14 protein-coding genes are annotated in these 13,854 nt (G+C 63.1%); 4 read left to right on the top strand and 10 right to left on the bottom strand.

Annotation, left to right across the window (positions count from 1 at the left end; all coding sequences use genetic code 11):
* Together JWR89_RS04050 and JWR89_RS04045 are read left to right on the top strand one after the other, a co-directional pair.
* Positions 1-1,421: EAL domain-containing protein (locus tag JWR89_RS04050; protein WP_299712066.1), on the top strand; the 1,421-nt coding region annotated here is incomplete at its 5' end.
* 201 nt (positions 1,422-1,622) lie between these two features.
* Positions 1,623-2,027 carry a YccF domain-containing protein gene (locus tag JWR89_RS04045; RefSeq protein WP_299712065.1) on the top strand — a complete coding sequence of 135 codons (405 nt, stop codon included), beginning with the start codon at positions 1,623-1,625 and terminating at the stop codon, positions 2,025-2,027.
* Here JWR89_RS04045 and JWR89_RS04040 read toward each other — a convergent pair whose 3' ends face one another.
* Genes JWR89_RS04040 through JWR89_RS04030 form a run of 3 tightly spaced genes read right to left on the bottom strand, consistent with a single transcriptional unit; the run spans position 2,028 to position 4,689 of the window.
* Positions 2,028-2,840, bottom strand: coding sequence for an ABC transporter ATP-binding protein (locus JWR89_RS04040; protein ID WP_299712063.1), 813 nt, complete (start codon positions 2,838-2,840; stop codon positions 2,028-2,030). It lies immediately after the preceding gene.
* Positions 2,833-3,699: an ABC transporter permease gene (locus tag JWR89_RS04035; protein WP_299712062.1), complete on the bottom strand. Its 867-nt coding sequence runs from the start codon at positions 3,697-3,699 to the stop codon at positions 2,833-2,835. The genes JWR89_RS04040 and JWR89_RS04035 overlap by 8 nt, the downstream gene beginning before the upstream one ends.
* 33 nt (positions 3,700-3,732) lie before the next feature.
* Complete coding sequence (locus tag JWR89_RS04030; protein WP_299712060.1) at positions 3,733-4,689, bottom strand: NrtA/SsuA/CpmA family ABC transporter substrate-binding protein; 957 nt, start codon at positions 4,687-4,689, stop codon at positions 3,733-3,735.
* Positions 4,690-4,931: 242 nt separating this feature from the next.
* On the opposite strand from JWR89_RS04030, the gene JWR89_RS04025 reads away from it, so the two are divergent.
* Positions 4,932-5,636 (top strand): exonuclease domain-containing protein, encoded by a 705-nt coding sequence (locus tag JWR89_RS04025; protein WP_299712059.1) that lies wholly within the window; start codon positions 4,932-4,934, stop codon positions 5,634-5,636.
* A 216-nt stretch (positions 5,637-5,852) separates the two neighbouring features.
* Here the strand turns inward: JWR89_RS04025 and JWR89_RS04020 are convergent, their stop codons facing one another.
* From JWR89_RS04020 to JWR89_RS03990, 7 genes are read right to left on the bottom strand one after another with little or no spacing between them, the layout of a single operon-like run.
* Positions 5,853-6,758 carry a LysR family transcriptional regulator gene (locus tag JWR89_RS04020; protein WP_299712057.1) on the bottom strand — a complete coding sequence of 302 codons (906 nt, stop codon included), beginning with the start codon at positions 6,756-6,758 and terminating at the stop codon, positions 5,853-5,855.
* A 46-nt stretch (positions 6,759-6,804) separates the two neighbouring features.
* The gene (locus tag JWR89_RS04015; RefSeq protein ID WP_299712055.1) at positions 6,805-7,581 is read right to left on the bottom strand and encodes an enoyl-CoA hydratase-related protein; all 777 of its coding nucleotides are present in this window, start codon (positions 7,579-7,581) and stop codon (positions 6,805-6,807) included.
* Entirely contained in the window at positions 7,581-8,735 is a 1,155-nt protein-coding gene (locus tag JWR89_RS04010) for a CoA transferase (protein ID WP_299712069.1), read from the bottom strand. The genes JWR89_RS04015 and JWR89_RS04010 overlap by 1 nt, the downstream gene beginning before the upstream one ends.
* Positions 8,736-8,740: 5 nt before the next feature.
* Positions 8,741-10,093 carry an FAD-dependent oxidoreductase gene (locus tag JWR89_RS04005; RefSeq protein ID WP_299712053.1) on the bottom strand — a complete coding sequence of 451 codons (1,353 nt, stop codon included), beginning with the start codon at positions 10,091-10,093 and terminating at the stop codon, positions 8,741-8,743.
* Positions 10,094-10,106: 13 nt separating this feature from the next.
* Complete coding sequence (locus JWR89_RS04000; protein ID WP_299712051.1) at positions 10,107-10,955, bottom strand: ABC transporter permease; 849 nt, start codon at positions 10,953-10,955, stop codon at positions 10,107-10,109.
* Positions 10,952-11,680, bottom strand: a complete 729-nt coding sequence (locus tag JWR89_RS03995) for an ABC transporter ATP-binding protein (protein WP_299712068.1) — start codon at positions 11,678-11,680, stop codon at positions 10,952-10,954. The genes JWR89_RS04000 and JWR89_RS03995 overlap by 4 nt, the downstream gene beginning before the upstream one ends.
* A gap of 58 nt (positions 11,681-11,738) precedes the next feature.
* Positions 11,739-12,764, bottom strand: coding sequence for an ABC transporter substrate-binding protein (locus tag JWR89_RS03990; protein WP_299712049.1), 1,026 nt, complete (start codon positions 12,762-12,764; stop codon positions 11,739-11,741).
* A 74-nt stretch (positions 12,765-12,838) separates the two neighbouring features.
* Between JWR89_RS03990 and JWR89_RS03985 the strand changes: the two genes are divergently transcribed.
* On the top strand, positions 12,839-13,456 hold the full coding sequence (locus tag JWR89_RS03985; RefSeq protein ID WP_299712047.1) for a deaminase: 618 nt from the start codon (positions 12,839-12,841) through the stop codon (positions 13,454-13,456).
* Positions 13,457-13,854 lie beyond the last annotated feature (398 nt).

Raw genomic sequence — 13,854 nt, 5'->3', positions numbered from 1 at the left:
GCGACCTCAGCCGACACAAGGCGGCCGAGCAACAGCTATTCCGGCGCGCCTACTACGACGAGCTGACCGACCTGCCGATGCGGCGGGTGATCGAACAGCACGCCAACGACATCATCGCCCAGGATAGCCTCCAGGCCGGTGTCGCCGATCGCTTTGCGCTCGCCTTTCTCGACATCGATAACTTCAAGCACATCAACGACTACTACGGCCACCCGGTCGGCGACTTGTTGCTGATCGAATTTGCGCGGCGGATCGGCCTCGACCTGCGAAAAACCGACATGCTGTCGCGTATCTCGGGCGACGAATTCCTGTTGCTGCTGCATCCGATCGAGAGCCAGCAGGAGGTCGCTGAATATCTCGAACTGCTGTTGCAGCGGATGCGCGCGCCGTTCTTCATCGACGGCTCGGAAGTGTTCGTCTCCGCCTCGATCGGCGTCAGCCTGTATCCGCAGCATGGCCGCAGCTACCACGCCTTGTGCCAGAATGCCGACATCGCGATGTACCGGATCAAGAATGCAAGCAAGGGCGCCGCCGTATTCTTCGACGCCAGCATGGAAAGCGAGGCGCTGGCGCGGATGGCGAATGAGCAGGCGCTACGGCTGGCGATCATCGACAAGCGGTTCTGCTGCGCCTTCCAACCCAAGGTCGATATCCGCACCCTTGAGATCAAGGGCATCGAAGCTTTGGTGCGGCTGCGCGACGACAATGGCGTGATCCAGGCGCCCGGCACCTTCATCAATCTGGCGGTCGAACTCGGCCTGATCGACGAGCTTACCCATCTGGTGCTGGCGGAGATCATGAAGTCGATCGACCTCATCAACGAGACCTTCGGCGCCGGCGCCAGCATTAGCATCAACGTGGCCGCCAAGCAGGCCGGCAATCCGGAGTTCATGACCGCCTTCGCGCGGGCGATCGACGACACCGGCTGCCCGACGCGGTTCATCGTCGAAGTGACCGAGGATGCCTTCGTCGCCAAGACGCACTTCCAGGACGATATCCTGCCGATGTTCCGCAAGCTCGGCATCGGCATCTCGATCGACGATTTCGGCATCGGTTATTCGTCGCTGTCGGCGCTGGCCGATATCACCGCCGACGAGATCAAGATCGACCGTTCCTTCATCACCGACATCCACCAACGGCCGCGCAGCCAGGGCATCCTGCGGGCAATCGAATCGCTCAGCGAAGCGCTCGGCATGACGGTGGTCGCCGAAGGCGTCGAGACGTTCGAGGAACTGGCCTATCTGCAGGCGGCGACCCGGATTCGCTACGCGCAAGGCTATTATTTCTCCAAGCCGATTTTCCTCGAAGAGCTGCAGCCCCTCGCCCGGCAAAACAGCGACGTCCGTAACGCGCTATCGACGCGACCGACGGACGGCGCCCGCCCGGCCTACTCCCGCGCTGGCGGCAGCAGGGGCTACTGACGCGACGCCGTTGACGATGCGCGCCGGCCCCTCCCCGTCATTGCGAGGTCAGGGAAAGCCAATTGACTTTCCCCTTTGCGAAGCGACGCGGCAATCCAGAAGCACAAGGAAAGTCTGGATTGCTTCGTCGCAGGGGCTCCTCGCAAAGACGGGGAGAAAGCGGTACAAGGTGAACTACTCGCTCACTCTGGAAAACCTGCCATGCCCGTTCTTCCGCTGTTCCTCAACATTCTCTGGATCGTGTTCGGCGGTTTCTGGATGGCGGCGGCATGGCTGCTGGCCGCCGCGGTGATGGCGATCACCATCATCGGGCTGCCGTGGGCGCGCGCCGCCTTCAACATCGCCGCCTACACGCTGCTGCCGTTCGGCCAGCGGGCGGTGCGCCGCGACGAGCTGACTGGACGGACCGATTTCGGCACCGGCATTTTCGGCCTGATCGGCAACGTGATCTGGTTCGTGCTGGCGGGCTGGTGGCTGGCGTTCGGCCATCTGCTGACCGCGTTGGCGCTGGCCATCACCATCGTCGGCATTCCCTTCGCCTGGGCGCACCTGAAACTCGCCGGCATCGCGCTGTGGCCGATCGGCAAGGTCATTGTGCCGGCCTGATCAGGAATCCGCGACTGACTGCAGCGCCCGGTCCGGCGCGATGTGGCTGGTCAGCCGTTGCGTGACATCGCGGCGCAGAATGTTGAATTCCGGCGATGACACGTCACGCGGCCGCGGCAGATCGATGGCCACCTGACAGTCGATTCGGCCGGGCCCCGCGGTCATCACTACCACCTGATCGGCGAGCAGCACCGCTTCCTCGACCGAATGGGTGACGAAGATCACGGTCAGCCCGGTTGCCTTCCAGATATCGATCAGCTCTTCCTGCAGCTTGCTGCGGGTCAGCGCATCGAGCGCGCCAAACGGTTCGTCCATCAGCAGGATGTCGGTGTCATTGGCCAGCACGCGGGCGATGGCGACGCGCTGCTTCATGCCGCCGGACAGTTGGTGCGGATAGCGGTCGGCGAACGCGGCGAGGCCCACCATTCCCATGAAGCGTTCGGTGATCGCAGCAACCTCCCGGGACGCCAGCCGGCGCTGCGCCGGGCCGAAGGCGATGTTCTCCCGCACTGTCAGCCAGGGAAACAGCGCGTAATCCTGGAACACCATGCCGCGGTCCGGCCCGGGACGATCGACCTCGAAGCCATAGACCGCCACCGAGCCGCCGCTGGCCTTTTCGAAGCCGGCGATGATGCGGAGCAAGGTCGATTTGCCGCAGCCGGACGCGCCGAGCAGGCAGACGAAGTCCCCCTTGTGAATGGTGAGGTCGATACCGCGCAGCGCTTCCACCGGGCCGTTGGAGGCCTGATAGACCTTGTGCAGGCCGTCGATGCGCAGGATCGGCGGCGGCTTTTGGTCGGGGCGGTCAAGCATGGTGCTGCGGGCTCCATCGCAGGAAGTAGTTGCTGAGCGCCAGCAGGATGCGGTCGGAGACGAAGCCCGTGATGCCGATGATGATCATGCCGGTGATCACCAGATCCGTGCGCGACAATGTGCGGCCATCCATGATCACCGCGCCGAGGCCTTCCGGCACGCCGGTCATCTCGCCGACCACGATCAGGATCCAGGCAAAGGCGGCGCCGAGGCGCAGGCCGTTGAAGATGCTGGGCAGTGCTGCCGGCAACACCACCGCGCGGAACAGTTTCGGCCCGCTGCAGCCGAGCATCTCGGCGGCCTCGAACAGCCTGACATCGACCGATTTCACGCCGAAGACAGTGTTGAGCAGGATCGGAAAGAACGCGCCGAGAAACACCAGGAAGATCGCGGCGCGCGGGCCGAGGCCGAAGAAGATCATCGACAGCGGCAGCCAGGCCGTGACCGGCACAGGACGCAGCAGCGACAGCGTGGGGTCGAGCAGCGCGCGCAGCAGCGGCATGCGGCCGATCATCAGGCCAAGCGGAATCCCCAGCGCCGCCGCGCAGAGAAAGCCGCCATAGACACGCTGCACCGATTTCCAGAAATGGATCGGCAGGCTGGCGCTATAGGCGTCGTCATAGATGCCGCCGAAGGCAAAATCCCACATCATCACGGCCACGCCATAGGGCGACGGCACCAGCCGCGTGCCGGTCCAGCGCACCGCGGCGTCCCAGATCACCAGCAGGCAGACCGGAACGATCAGACCAAGCCCAATCGCGCGCAGCCGGGCCGCGCCCTCGGTAGGCCGCTTCACAACAGGTGCCGGCGGCGCTTCGGCGGCCGGCGTGATGAGGATGGCTTCTGGCGTTCCGTCCATGGTGCTTCGCGATGTGTTCTTCTCAGGCTTCGCTCACGACGCCGCAAGCGCCTTCACGAAACTCGCATCGATGAAGGTCTTGTAGTCCGGCTGCGCGCGGATCTGCTTTTTGGCCAGCATCTGGCTGCCGTAATATTCCGCCTGCTTCATGAACTGGTCGTCGATGTTCCAGGTCAGTTCGACATTCGGCGCCGCCTTCTCGATCGATGGCTTCTGCTGTCCCAGCTTCTGCATCGCCATGGTCACGAAGCCATCACGGTCCTTCATGGCGTATTCGCTGGCCGCACGGTGGGTCTTGAGCAGCGCCTTGATCAGCGTCGGGTCCTTCTCAATCAGCTCGCGGCGCGTGGTCAGCACCATGTTCAGCGAACCCGTCGGAGTCGAATAGGGATATTCCACGATCTGGCCGACGCCGTTGGCGAGGCTGATGCCGGGGCCCGGCTCGGCGCCGACATAGGCGTCGATATCGCCGCGGGCCAGCGCCGGCGCCATGTCGCTGAACGACAGCCGGACCGACTCGACATCCTTGATTGTCATGCCCTCGGCGGCGAGCCGGTCGAGGATCACCACTTCCTGAGTCGAGCCCGGCAGGATCGCAACCTTCTTGCCCTTCAGGTCCTTGATCGTATTGATGCCGGAATCCTTCCGGGAGACGACGGCCATGCCGCGGTTGCAAGCGGCGGCAATCACCACGACCGGTTCGGCATTGGCGCCGCCGAGGGTGGCGGCGGCGAAGCCGAAAATGCCGAAATCGACGGTGCCGGTAACCACCGCGTTCTTGCCGTCGGTCGGGGTCTCGAACGGGATCACCTCGAACTTCACGCCGGCGGGGGCGAATTTCTCGTAGAAGTACGGCGTGATGCCGTGGATCAGTTTTAGCGTCCCGACCTTGATGACGCGGTCCTCCGCCGAGGCGCGCAGGCTGGTGGCGGACAGGGCTGCGGCGGACGCCGCCAGAGTGAGGAAGTCTCGTCGCGAGGTCTGACGCATGGCGTTTCCTTTGGATCGATCCGGCTGCGATAGCCTAGGTGCAACGCAGCAATATGGGAAATAGATTCGCGCCCAGGCGAAGGCCTTGGCTGCACGGACCGGCACCGCGGCCAGAACGACAACCGCAGGCTGCCCCTCAGCAATGCCACGCCATTTGAAAAACGCGCCGAATCATCGACAGTGGCCGGGAAATTGTGCGCTGCCGCGGCCGGGCCTGCGTGCGCCCCCAGGAGATCTGACGCTTGCGCTTCCGAGTTATCGACATCGAAACCACCGGCCTTGTTCCGCCCGCTGAAATCATCGAAATCGGTTGTGTCGATGTCGTTGTCGAGGGCGGCGCCATCACCATTGAGCCGCCGTACTCCCAGCTATTCCGGCCGTTGCACGGCATCACCCCGGAGACGATGGCCGTCCACCACATTACCGAACGGGATTTCGACGACGACACGCCCGTTTGTTCGGACGCGCTGCTGTTTGCGCTGGTGAACCGGTCGCCGGAGCCGGACGTCCTGGTGGCGCACAATTGCGAATTCGAACGGCGGTTTATTTCCGACTTCGCCAGCAACGGCCTGCCCTGGATCTGCACCCACAAGATTGCGCTGCGGGTTTGGCCGGATGCGCCGCGCCACTCCAACCAGGTACTGCGCTACTGGCGCGGACTGGTGCTGGACGCCGCGCTGGCGATGCCGCCGCACCGCGCCGGACCCGACGCCTGGGTGACGGCGCACCTGCTCACCGAACTGCTCGAGGGCGCGTCGGTGGAAGACATGGTGGAGTGGACGTCGAAGCCGGGAAAGCTGCCGACCATCACCTTCGGCAAGCACAAGGGCACCAGGTGGCCGGACGTGCCCGCCGACTACCTGCACTGGATGACCCGGCAGAAGGACATGAACGCCGACGCCGTGTTTTGCGCCAATGAGGAAATCGCCCGCAGGAACGTCGGCTAACGCCGCCGCGCACCGACAAGCCGCCTCGAACCCGAATCGCGCCAGCCTCGTTACCCCTGCCCGGCAATCGGCGAAGTGGCGTCCGTGCACCCGTAGCTGAACTAGATAGAGCGTTACCGAACCTGGAGCGCGGTTAGAACGAGACGATCCAAAGCGCACCATGCGGTGCCAAGAGCGGTCTAAACGTGTGTCGCGTGGCGTCGTCTGACAGCGGAGTTATACCGCAGCAAACCGGTGCAAATCTTCCACCAGCCGCCGGGCAAACTGCTCGGCCGGAGGGGCCAAATCTCTTTGCGCGGACACAACAAGGCCAATCCGTATCGTGTTGACGCCGGAAGAATTCAGGGGCCGCCAAGCGATATCGCCCTTCTCGATCTCATGAAGGAAGCCCAGTCGCGTGAACAGCGACACGCCCATGTTCAACATGATGGCCAGTTTGAGCATCTGGATCGAGTTGGACTGGAGCTTTGGCTTGAGCCCGCTTTTGAAAGTTGCAAAGGCGGCATCGCTATCGGCTCCCTTTGGCAATGGCCCCGATTGGGTAAGGACCGGGTAGCGGCTTACTTCGTCAAAATCGACGGAAAGCTTGTTCGCCAGCGGATGGTCAGCCCGCATCACGATGCCGATTGGCGCAGATATCTCGGTCATGTAGCGCACCGAATGCGGGATCTGTCCGACAAAGGTAAAGCCCATGTCGATATCTCCGTTGGCCACCATCGATGGGACTTCAGGCGGCTGCGCCGTCATCACGGAATAGGTGACCGCGGGGAAATCGACGCGAAACCGGTCGATTGCGCGCGGCAGAAAATCCACCAGCAGCGAATCCAGCGCGGCGATCGCAATATGGCCGGATCTTGCAGCCTTCAGGTCGTCAATAGCGACACGCACCCTGTCAAAATCATGCAACGTGTCGACCACATGACGGAGCAGCAATTCGCCAGCCACGGTAAGCCGCATACCGCCGGGCAAGCGATCGAAGAGCGGCGTCCCCAGCTGAATTTCGAGGTTGATGATCTGCCGGTTGAGCGCGCTGGCGGCGACGTTCAACGAACCGGCGGCCTTGCGGATCGAACCGATGCGGGCGACCTCGCGGAAATAGTTGAGAGCGGCGGCGTGCAGCATGGGTCGTTACTTCCTTGAAGCGCGCGCAATCAAGCTGTCCGCAGCCTCAACGACCCTTCCAGTTCGGCTTACGTTTTTCAACGAAAGCCTTCACGCCTTCCAGAGAATCTTCCGAGACCAGCGCCTCGACCAATGCTGGCAGGCGCGTGGCCTGTGCTTCGGATGCGCTGAGATGCGGCGTCAGGCGCACCACCTGCTTGATGGCGCGGACTGAAAGCGGCGCACAGGCAAGGATATCCTTCAGCCAGCGATCGACGGCCGCGTCCAGCGCCACGCGCGGCACCACCTCGTTGACAATGCCGAGCCCCAGCGCCTCGGGCGCGGGGACGCGCCGCCCCGTCAGCATGATGCCCATCGCGGCGCGGAACGGGATCTGCCGATGCAGCAGCGTCATCCCGCCATCGAGCGGCAGCCGGCCTACCCTCGCCTCCGGCAGGCTGAAGGTCGCCTCTTCGGCCGCAATCACGATGTCGCAGCCGAGCACCATCTCGAAACCACCGCCGGCGGCATGGCCGTTGACCCGGGCAATGACCGGCACATCGAGCGTCTTGCGCAGCGCGATGCCGCCGAACCCGTTGGGCCGCGCCGTGGCCCAATATTCCAGACCGGATGCGCCACTGCCGCCCTTCATGTCGGCGCCGGTGCAGAAGGCACGTTCGCCGGCGCCGGTCAGCACCACCGCACGGATGTCGCGGTTGCTCTCGATCGATTGCCAGATCGAATCGAGCTCGCGCTCGGTCGCGGCATCGACGGCGTTCAGCACTTCCGGCCGGTCGATCGTGACCCGCGCGACGTGGTCCGCGATATCGAAATGGACCGGCATCACTCGGCCGCCTCGGTGGACAGGCCCAGCTCTGCAAGCACGGCATCGGTATACTGGCCGAGATGCGCCGGCGGAATCCGGATCGTGACCGGTGCCGCCTCCATATGAATGGGCGAACCGATCACCTTGACGCGCTCGAACTCGCCGTCAGCCTCCATGATCATGCCGTTAATCGACGTCTGCTCATCCTCCAACGCCTCGGCCAATGTGCGGACCGGAGCACATAGAAGATCCTGCTCTTCCAGCCGCGCCAACCAATAGGCCGTGGTGTTGCTCCCGAAGCGATCGCGGAAAATGGCATGCAGCGCCAACTTGTTTTCGACCTGTTGCGCATGCGCGATAAAGCGCGGATCTGCCGAAAGGTCATCGATCTCCAGCGCCGTGCAAATGTCGCGCAGCGGATGCGCCTTGAACGCACCGACGAGCGCGATTGCACCGTCGGTGGTTTCGAAGACGCCGGAGAGCGGCATCGCGCCCCAATTCACCTCGCGCCCGCGCATCATGTGAGCAGCACCTTCCTGCGTTTGCGCCGCCAGCATCGAGTCGAACAGGGACACGCTGATGCGCTGACCCTTGCCTGTCTTGGCACGCTGCAGCAGCGCCAGCAGAATACCCTGAACCATGTGCATGCCGGCGGAATAGTCCGCGAAGGTCGTCGGATAGATCGAGAGCGGCAGATGGGCATCCGAACGGCGATGCATCGTGCCGGACAGTGCCTGCGCCAGGACGTCCTGACCGCCCTTGTGGGAATAGGGCCCGGTGAGACCAAAGCCGGTGCCGACCGCGTAGATCAGTCGTGGATTTAATTTCGACAGTTCTTCATAACCAAAACCCAATCGCTCCATGACACCAGCACGGAAATTGTTGACGACGACGTCGGCAGTCGCGATCAGCTTGAGAACGACAGCGCGCCCTTCAGGGCTGCGCGTATCCAGCACAATGGAGCGCTTGTTGCGGTTGAGCGAACAGTAGACCGGGCCGAGCAGCCCCGCGGGATCGTCAGGAAACGCCGTGCGCGACAGATCGCCCGTGCCGGGCTTCTCGATCTTGATGACGTCGGCGCCGTAGTCCGCGAGCATCTGCGTCGCGACAGGCCCCATCATCACCTGAGTAAAATCGATCACGCGCACGTTGGCGAGCGGCATTGAGTTGATATCGGTCACGCGGCAGTCTCCATCACGCGGGCATTGGCAGAGGGAATATCGCCGGGGTCGCCGCCCTGGGCGCGCACCCGCGCGCAGATCGCCTTTGGATCAACTTGCTTGAGCGGAATATTCGCCGCCAACGCCAGCGCCGCGGCGACACCGGCAGACTGTCCCATGGACATGCAGGGCGGAATTTCCCGCGACAGCTTTTGTGCGGATTCCGTCGCGGAGTAATGCCGGCCGGCAACCAGCAGGCCTTCAACCTCCTTCGGCAGCATGGCGCGATATGGCGTATAGTAATCGCGGCCGCGGGCCACCGTATCGGCGAAATGAACCCGGTTGTTCACATCGTCCTTGGTGACAATGTATTCGCCCTCGAGCAGCCGGGTCTGTCGCACGCCGAGTTGCGGCGCGACATCGATCACGAAACACTTCTCGAAGCCGGGCATGTTGGCGCGGACGAATTCGACCAGCGCATAAATGCGCTTGCGGCCCTCGAAGTCCGCGCGGGTCTGGTCCTCGACCTTCATCGCATCGTAGCCGGTCATATGCGGGCAATTGCACCAGACGACGCCCGGAAGCGGCGTGCTCAGCCACCAGCGGTCCCACGAACCGCCGACGGTGCGCTTTGCTAATTTGTCGACCTTGGCGAACGCCTCGGGATCTTCGTAGCGGAAGCGCTCGGCGGCTTCGGTGTCCACGCCACCGAGACGGAACACGGTAGTGATCATATAGGCGCCGTCGGTGAATTTGGCGCCGGCCGCCGCCGCGACATCGAGATCGCCGGAAGTGTCGATGATGACGTCGCCCATGATCGCCTGGCGGCCCGCCTTGGTATCGCAGATCACACCGGTGATGCGACCGTCCCGGACGATCGCCTTGGAGAACCACGAATGCAGCCTGACATCGACGCCGACGTCGGCGATCATCTCGTTGGAGGTGCGCTTCCAGGCATCAGGATCGAACGCCGCGGCCATGACGATGCCGGCCGGCTTGCCATTGGAGCGGAAATCGAACAGACCCCAGTGTGCCCATCGCTTGTAGACTTCCCAGTCCTGGCGACGATCTTCCGGTGGCGGATACACGCAGGCGCCAATCCTGGTCATGCGCTCGATCATCTCCATGCACACGCCGGTAACGGTGACTTCCTGCCCGTTGTTCATGTCGTCCAGCACTAGCACCATGCCGCCGGAGGCCAGCCCGCCCAGATAGGGATAGCGCTCGATAAGCGTGACCGAACAGCCTTCGCGCCGTGCCGCGATGGCGGCAGCGAAGCCCGCGGGGCCGCCGCCGACCACGACCACGTCCGATCGGGTGACGACCGGCACCGAGCCGGCCGCTTCTGGAATGAAATCGGACTGCGACATGAAAGCTCTCCGTTCAGGTGGGAGTGATTGGCTGCCAGCGAACCACGAGGCGCTCAATCAGCGTGATCACGAGAAAAAACGACACCGAGAAGACCGAGCCGACGAACACCGTGGCGTAGAGCATCGCGCTGTCGAAATTGAAGGTGGACTGGATGATCAGCGCGCCAATGCCGGTGTTGGAGCCGATCCATTCGCCGACGATCGCGCCGATCACCGCCGTCGATGCCGCGATCTTCAATGCCGAGAAAAGGTAGGGCACCGAATTCAGCAGTCGCAGCTTGAAGAAGATCTCGGTCTTAGAGGCCGACAGCACCTTCATCAGTTCGAGCGACTGCGGATTGATCGATTCCAGCCCGCGCACCATGTTGACCAGCGTCGGGAAAAAACAGACCAGCGCGGCGATGGCGATTTTCGGCTCCATGCCGTTGCCGAGCAACAGCACCAGGATCGGCGCCTTGGCCACCACCGGGATCGAGTTGATCAAAACCACGACCGGAAAGAACGCCTGCTCCATCGACTTCTTGTGGACAAATACCGTGGCGATGACGATCGCCGTCACGTTGCCGAGCAGGAAGCCGGAGATGGCTTCAATGGCCGTCGGCAGCAGATTGGCCATCAGGATATCGAACTTATTGACCAGTGTAACGGCAACAAGCTGCGGCGACGGTGCTACGAACGGCGGGACCTTGAAAAGGTAGACCAACGCCGCCCAGACGAAGATCAGCGTCAGGATTCCGGCGGCGGGCAGCAACCAGCGCCGTATCCGCAGCCGGCGCTGCTGGCTGCGGAATACGTCCTCGGCGGCCTTGATGCTGGCCTCGCGCGGCGTCAACAGGCTGTCGTTACTGGAGATCGTGGTCAATGCACGCTCCCCAGATGAGCGCGGAGCCGCGCAGCAATGGCGACAAACTCGGCGGTGTCACGGATACTGAGGTCTCGATCGCGCGGCAGATCAATCTGCTCCCACGCGGCAACGCGGCCGGGATTGGCAGATAGCACCAGAACATGCTCCGCGAGAAACACGGCCTCATAAACCGAATGGGTGACAAACAGGATGGTCGTGCCGGTCTCGGCCCAAATGCGCCGGAGCTCTGCATTCAGGCGATCGCGCGTGATCTCGTCGAGCGCGCCGAACGGCTCGTCCATCAGCAACAAGCGCGGCCCGCCGAGCAGCGCGCGCGCAATCGAGACACGCTGGCGCATGCCGCCGGACAATTCGTGCGGATAGCTGTTTTCCCATCCTGCGAGGCCGACCAACGCCATCAGTTCGCGCGGCGTCGCCGCACCGGGCGGCAGCGCGCGCCGTCCACCCACCTCAAGCGGCAGCTCCACATTCTGCAATGCCGTGCGCCACGGCAGCAGCGCCGCATCCTGGAAGACGAAGCCGAACGCCCGGGCCCTGCGCGCGTCCTCCGGAGTCGTTCCCAGCACCGAGGCGCGGCCTTCGGACGGCGCAACCAGATCCGCGACCACCCGCAGCAGCGTGGACTTGCCGCACCCGGACGGACCGAGAAGGCTGGTAAAACCTCCCGACTGCACCGAGAAGGACACGTCCTCAAGCGCGGTGACGGTGCGGCGCTCGGTCATAAACCGGACCGAGACGCCGTGGCAGTCAATCGCGGGGGCGGTCATGGACATGCCTCCATCAACCGAGCTTGACGCGGGTGTCGGCGGTCATCTTCAGGATGTCGAGGGTCATCACCTCGTCGAGCTTCGGCACGCGCTTCGAGAATTGACCGAGCTCGGCGTAAAGCGCGATCTGGTCCTGCCAGACGGCGGGGTCCATGGCGCCCCAGCCCTCGGTCTTGGTCGTGTTGGAGAAGGCATATTGCAGCATCACCTTGGCTGCATCGATTTCGTCGGCACGGTCGAGATTGGGGAATTCCTTGACCAGAAGACCCACCGCCTTCTCGGGTTCACCCCGTGCAAAGGCCCAGCCTTTGGACGTCGCGCGCAGGAACTTCGCCAGCACCTCGGGCTTCTTCGTCAGGGTATCGACAGTGGCGTAATAGGGCAGTGCGTAGAGCTTCACGCCGGTGTCCCACAGGCGCATGTCGACTCGCTGATCGCCAAGCACCTTCAGCGCTGTGGTATTGGTCAGCCAGCCGGTGACAACATCGACCTGTCCGGTCAACAGCGGTGACATTTCCGCGCCGATCGGGATGATCGTGACATCCTTATCGGCAATCTTGTTCTTCGCCAGCAGCGCCCGGAGCAGGATCACGCCGGTGGACTGGATGCCGACCTTTTTACCGACCAGATCCTTCGGTTCGCGCACCGGATTCTTCTTCAGCGAAAAAAATGTATAGGGATGCACCTGCGCCCCGGTGGCGAAGCATTTGATCGGAATGTCCTGCGACGCCGCAAGCATCAGTGACGGGCTAGAGGATACCTGACCGGCTTCAAAACGCCCGGCGGCCACCACCGCCACGCCGTCGATGTTCGGACCTCCGGGCTGCAGTTTCAGGTCAATGCCTTCGGCCTCGTAATAGCCCAGCGCCTTGGCGCAGACTTCGCCGAGCTGGTTGCCCGACGACAGCCACCCCAGTTGCAGGTTGAGCACCGATTTTGTCTGGGAGAAGCCTTCAACGCTCAGTATCGGCCCGATACCGACTGCCGTTGCGGCTGTCAGTGCGCCCTTGATCACATCGCGACGGTTGAAGGATGTCATGGTCTGGACCCCTCGACTTGCGGGCTTGAGCCGCCGGTTATAGCCATCCTCAGAAACTAACCACGCAAGCTGGCGTGCGTGCCAGCGTTAAATTTCGCGAGAATTGTGCTAATAATTCGAACGGCGCCAATAATTGCGCAGTTGATAATCCTTCTTGCAGCCGCCCCGCGACCATGGCCTGCTTTAAAGGCAGAGACTTCGGTGCATCGTCAACCGATCCTCACACGGAGGCAATGGAGGTGGGTTTGGAACTAGACGCCCTGATCAATCTGGCTTTGCTCGCGGCATCCAACAGTCCCAACCGGATCAGGCAGGTCGGCGCCGTCATCCTGACCTGCGATGGCGGCGAACCGATTGCGGCCTGCAACACGTTTCCCAACGGGGTCGCCGATCTCGACTGGCGCCACGAAGGCGACGGGCGCTTCGTCTGGATGGAGCATGCCGAGCGCAACGCCATCTTTGCCGCGGCGAGGCAGGGCCGTGTGCTTGATGGCGCGACCATCGCAAGCACGTTTTTTCCGTGCATCGACTGCGCCCGGGCGATCGTTCAAACCGGCATTGCGCGACTGATATCTCCCGAACCAGCGCTCGATGATGCGGTGTGGGGCGCCTCGTTTCTACGCTCGCGAACCATTCTCGAAGAGGGCGGCGTCGAAATGGTTTTGCTCGGCACGCTATCGTCTCGGGGATAGAGAGCATTGCCTCAGCCCGACGGACCGCTGCCCTCCGCAGCGGGCCTATTCTGGAGCGCGTCGCTGGAAAAACTAGCGATCACGCCGGTGGGCTCTGGAGGTGTGATGAACTAACCATGCTTCATGATGACGACTTGAACGCTTTCTTGAACGCCTTCGCCAAGAGAACATTGCCGGCAGAGTCGCGTTCTGGAAGGGCGTCACCATCGAGGCCTGACTCGCGGCTGCGTTCGCCGGGGCCTGTCGGATTGAGCGCCGGCCCACCCGGCGAGCAACCAGGAGGGGCAACCAGCCGCTCTTGCCCCTCAAATTGCCCGCCACAGCCGCGGCGCAGCCGGCACACGCTTTTCTGGCGCCCCTGACAGGAACCAAACCTGCGGGCCGCCGCCCGACAGCGA

Origin of the sequence: Tardiphaga sp. (assembly GCF_028290785.1) — a bacterium.
Taxonomy (GTDB): domain Bacteria; phylum Pseudomonadota; class Alphaproteobacteria; order Rhizobiales; family Xanthobacteraceae; genus Tardiphaga.
The sequence above is the reverse complement of the archived record's forward strand: the minus strand, read 5'-3'. Positions and strand labels throughout refer to the sequence as shown.